Source organism: Frankia sp. CgJB1 (assembly GCF_977947065.1).
Window position 1 is genome coordinate 1 of sequence record NZ_CDWTNB010000248.1, and the last position, 4,857, is coordinate 4,857.

Annotated in this window: 3 protein-coding genes and 1 pseudogene; 1 reads left to right on the forward strand and 3 read right to left on the reverse strand. The window is 71.1% G+C overall.

The window, feature by feature from the left end:
- Positions 1–2 precede the first annotated feature (2 nt).
- Entirely contained in the window at positions 3–665 is a 663-nt protein-coding gene (locus AC08OT_RS19240) for a Crp/Fnr family transcriptional regulator (RefSeq protein ID WP_476603148.1), read from the forward strand.
- 422 nt (positions 666–1,087) lie between these two features.
- Here the strand turns inward: AC08OT_RS19240 and AC08OT_RS19245 are convergent, their stop codons facing one another.
- The 3 genes and pseudogenes from AC08OT_RS19245 to AC08OT_RS19255 form a co-directional block, all read right to left on the reverse strand.
- A complete protein-coding gene (locus AC08OT_RS19245) occupies positions 1,088–1,228 on the reverse strand; it encodes a hypothetical protein (protein WP_462187057.1) in 141 nt (46 codons plus the stop codon).
- Between the two features lie 228 nt (positions 1,229–1,456).
- On the reverse strand, positions 1,457–2,602 hold the full coding sequence (nicT, locus tag AC08OT_RS19250) for a Nickel transporter NicT (protein ID WP_476593717.1): 1,146 nt from the start codon (positions 2,600–2,602) through the stop codon (positions 1,457–1,459).
- A 79-nt stretch (positions 2,603–2,681) separates the two neighbouring features.
- Positions 2,682–4,857 (reverse strand): annotated as a pseudogene (locus AC08OT_RS19255) (alpha-(1->3)-arabinofuranosyltransferase domain-containing protein); the annotation flags it as partial.

A 4,857-nucleotide genomic window follows, 5' to 3' on the forward strand; every position in this document is an offset into this window, starting at 1 on the left:
GCATTGAGGCGAGTCTGCTCGGCCGCATGTCGCCGGAGTGCCGGGCGGAAATGCTGCAGATCGGCCTCTACCGGGAGTACGCGAGCGAGGAGATCGTGATGCGGGAGGGGGACACCACCAACTTCGTCGTCCTCCTGCTGAACGGATGGGTGAAGGTCACCGCGGCGACCGAGAACGGCGGCTTCGCGCTGCTGGCCATTCGCCACGGCGGTGACCTCGTCGGCGAGCTGGCGGGGGTGGATTCCGAGCCGCGTTCGGCGACGGTGACCGCCGCCGGGGCTGTGCTCGCGAAGGTGATCCTGGCCGAGGCGTTCGTCGCCTTCCTGCGCCGGCAGCCGGACGTGCACCAGATCGTGACCAGCACGATCGCGACGAAACTGCGCTCGGCGACCCGCCGTCGGGTCGAGTTCGGCGGGTGCCCGGTCGCGGTGCGGGTGGCACGGGTGATCCTCGAACTGGAGCGGGCGTATGGCGGTGCCGCCGGCGGTGGGCGATCGGTCGGGGTGTCCCTCACTCAGCCGGAGCTTGCCGCCCTGGTCGGCGCGGCCGAGCCGACAGTGCACAAGGTGCTGCGGGAACTGCGGCAGCGCAACGTCCTTGACACTGGTTATCGCACTGCCGTGATCCACGACATCGGGGCGTTGCGGCTTGCCGCAAACCCGTGAGAATACGGGGCGGTCGGTCCGCGTGACGCGGGACAGTGGCTGCTGTCCGGTTCTGGCCGCGGAGGTTGCCTGTGAGCGGAAGACCGCCCGGAATCCGGCGTATGTGTATTGCCCTGGACGCCGACCGGACCGGCACCGCGCCGCCGGGTGTGTTGCGGCTGAGAAGGTGGCAGCGTGACCTCGGTACGGTGGTGGACGAGGTGTGCGCGCTGGCCGAGATGGACCGGGCACACTGGATTTTTCCGGCCGTCGGCGGCGGTGAGATCGCGATTCTTCCGCCGGGCATCGACGAGGGCCGGGTCGTCGCTGCCTTCGTCCGGGCGCTGCGCATCGTGCTGTTTCACCTGAACGACTCCCGGCCCGATTCGGAGTGGGTTCGGTTACGCGTCGCGATGCACCAGGGAATCACCCGCGTCGACGAGTCAGGCTTCTCGGGACGAGCGGTGGTGAAGGCATCGGAACTGCGTGACTGCGCCGCCCTCCGGGCCGAGTTCGCTCGATGCTCGGCGGCCGACCTGGCGCTCGCCGTCTCCGCCGAACTGTTCGACGATGTCGTCGAACATGACTATCCCGAACTGCGTGGCCGTGATTTTCACCCGGTGCGGGTGGATCTCGCGTCGATAGGTCGAGCCGATGCCTGGTTCCTGCTCTCCCGATCGGTCGACGCGGCAACCATGCCCGGCGTGGCGACGGCCTCCGGCGCGGCCATGTCCCTCGTGCGGGCTGTTCCCGGGTTCGGGGCGGCCGCCAGGCCCGTGCTGTCGGTGGTCCCCGAACCGGACGCCAGGCGGTCAGCCGGCGGGTTCGACCCGGCCTTCCTCGGGCAGGCCCGTCGCCCACCTCTCCTCAATACGGCCGTACTTCCAGACCAGCAGAGCGACGGCCCAGGTGGCGACGAACAGGCTGACAACGAAGTAGCCGACGACGTTGAGATCCAGACCCGCGACCCAGTCCCAGAACCCGCCGGTGAGATGTGCTTTCTCGGCGAGGATGCCGAGCAGTTCGACGCTGCCGATGAGGAACGCGACCGCGACGGACAGCCCGGTAATGGTGATGTTGTAGTAGACCTTGCGGACCGGTTGGGAAAAGGCCCAGCCATAGGCGAAGTTCATGAACGAGCCGTCGATGGTGTCGAGCAGGCTCATGCCGGCGGCGAACAGGATCGGTAGGACGAGGATGGCGTACCAGGGCAGGCCGGCCCCGGCGGCGCCGGCGGCGAGGAAGAGCAGGGCGACTTCGGTGGCGGTGTCGAAGCCGAGACCGAACAGCATGCCGAGCGGGTACATCTGCCAGGGTCGGGTGATCGCTCTGGTGAAACGGCCGAGGACGCGGTTCATCAGCCCGCGGGAGTTCAGCTGCTCCGCTAGGCCGGCCTCGTCGTACCCGCCGCGGCGCATGTCGCGGAAGACCCTGATGATGCCGAGGAGGATGACGAGGTTGAGTGCGGCGATGGTGTAAAGAAAGCCACCGGAGACGGCGGTACCGATCCAGGCGGTGACGTCGTGCAGGGTCGAGCCGTCGGCTTCGATCTGCCCGGCCAGGGAGCGGACGCCGACGCTGAACAGCAGCGCCAGGGCGAACACGACCGTGGAGTGGCCGAGGGAGAAGAAGAAGCCGACGGACAGTGGGCGCTGACCGTCGGTCATGAGTTTGCGGGTGGTGTTGTCGATCGCGGCGATGTGGTCGGCGTCGAAGGCGTGGCGCAGGCCGAGAGTGTAGGCGGTGACTCCGAGGCCGACCCCGAAGACCTGGCCGTCAGCGCCGAAGCGGTAGTGGTGCGGTGCGATGACTGCCGCGAGCGTCACCCAGCCGATCACGTGTAGCCCGACGATGACCGCGGCCATGCCGCCGACGCGCACCCACTCCCGGCGGTCGAGCGCCCCGCGGACCCCGGTGGGAAGGCCATCCCTCGGCATGGTGCCGGCCTGCGCGGCCATGGCAGGTCTCCCCTCGCGGTGCACCCGCCGACGTGGACGGGGGAGTTCTCGTGCGGCGGGCAGAAGAACGATAACCAGATCATGGATGCTTCTGCAACTTAGTTGCAGAAGCATCCATGATGCAGAGCTTTGCCGCCGCCACGCGCCGTCGTTGCAGCTGGGCGACGAGCTGGTCGCTCGCCAGCAGCAGCACCGTGAGCCAGGAGATCGTCGCCACCTTCCCGAACGCGGCGACCCAGTCTCCGTCCGTCGGCAGCGCATGCCGGGCCTGCACCTGCAGCACGTACAAGGCGCTGACGCCCAGGCAGACCACCGGGCCGACGCGGGTCAGCAGACGGCCGCGGGGCACGAGCAGCGCCACGGCCGTCGCCAGGGCGACGATGACCCCCGCCACCGGGGAGACCAGCGCCGCCGAAAGCAGACCCATCCCCAACACGGCGAGCACGGTGGTGCGCGGGCTGGCACGCCCCGCCCGGTCGGACCACGGCTCGGCCGTCGGCAGATCCGGCTCGGGTGCCCGGGACGTTCGGGACGACCGCGTGGCCACGGTCGCGCGGGCTCGGCGGGTGTAGAAGATCACCAGCGCGAGGGAGAGCAGCACCGTCACCGCGGACAACACCAGGGAGAACCACACGATCCGTTGCGGGGCCCAGGTCAGCGTGACGGTGAACCCGGCGGCCGTCGGGGTGATCCGCCAGCCGTTCGCGTAGCCGTCCACCAGCCTGGGGGTACCCAGGTCGGCGCCGCCCACGGTCGCCTTCCAACCCGGGGAGAGGCTCTCCGCGAGCACCAGCCAGAACGGGGTACCGGGCCGCGCCCCCGTCACGTCGACGGTGAAGGAGGTGTCGCCGGCCGACTGGACCGTCACCCGTGGCGTGGCGGCCGACGTCGTGCCGGTGGTGCCCGTCGCGGCTGGTGGGGTCCCGGCAGGGGAGACGGCGGAGGCGGCGCCGGTCGCGTTCAGCCACGGGCCGCCGCCGGCGTCCGAGGCCAGCAGCAGGCGATCGAGATCGATGCCGGCGAGGGCCCCGTCGGTGGTCCGGATCACGTGCTCCCCCGGGCCGAGGGTGACCGGCTGGCCGCAGGTGGCGACGGTCAACCTGAGCCGGTTGACCGCGTCGGCGGTGCCCCCGGTGACCTGCACCCCCACCGGCTGACCGTCGATGCTCAGCAGGTCGGTCCGGCAGGGCGCGGGGATCTGGGCCGGCAACAGCCCCGTCCTGGTGCTCCCTGCCGTGCCTGTCGTGCCCGCCGCGGGCTGACCGGTACCCGCGGCGCCGGCCGCGAGGCCGGGCATCCCGATCTCGGCGAGGCCCACCGGCATCGCCAGCGGCGAGCGGCTGATGGGGTCGATGCTGGTGACGGTCCGGGCGTCGTCGACGACGAACTTCCACGTGCCACCGGTAACGGCCGGGAAGGTGAGGGCCACCTCGCGGGTGCCCCCGCGCGCCGAGGTGTCGGTGACCGGAGGCACGGCCACCGCGCCGACCCGCTGGCCGTCGACCTCGATCCCGATGCGGGTCGGGATCGAGTGCCGACCGTCGGCGACGATCGACATCGTCATCGACGAGACCGTCAACGGGGTCGGCGAGGCGACCTGGATCCAGCTGCCCCGCGGGTTGCCGATGCCCGGGCTCCACGCGGTGGCCGGGTTTCCGTCGAAGGCGCTCGACGCCCGCGCCGCGAGCGATCCCGGCAGCCGGCCGGAGGAGGTCACCACCGGGAGGGCGGCCGGGCGGCCCAGCACCTGGTCGACGCGGTCGTCGGGGGAATAGGCGGAGACGCGGGCGGTGCCGGTGAGCGCGAAGGTCCGGGCCGTCGGCAGGGAGAACGACCGGCTGATGACCGACTCGGTGTCCTGCTTGAACGGTTCCGACGGGTTGGCCCGGTCCCGGGACAGCTCCAGCGCCAGCCGGTGGCCGAGGGAGGCGGCGCCGGCGGCGTCGAGGCTGTCGCTCGGCATCCGCAGCACCTCCTCGGCCGTCAGCGGTGCCCCGTTCGCTCCGGGGATGGCGACCTCGGCAAACCCGACCGCGGAGACGGTGTCGTAGCTGCGCTGCCGGCCGGTGTTCGTCGCGTCGATGTGGATGCGCAACGTCCGGAAGGCCCGGGTGGGGAAGCGCACGACCTGCCCGGCGGCGGTGCGGGAGGCGTCGGTGAGCGCGACGGTCACCGGGGAGCCGCCGTCGAAGGTCAGCGTCGCCCGAGTGATCCACCGGTTGCGCGGCCCGGTCAGCGGCTGGACGAGGCGGATC

Bases quoted from the DNA above. Each gene is read 5' to 3' on its own strand.
- nicT (WP_476593717.1), bottom strand. From the start codon at position 2,602: ATGGCCGCGCAGGCCGGCACCATGCCGAGGGATGGCCTTCCCACCGGG.
- AC08OT_RS19245 (WP_462187057.1), bottom strand. From the start codon at position 1,228: ATGTTCGACGACATCGTCGAACAGTTCGGCGGAGACGGCGAGCGCCAG.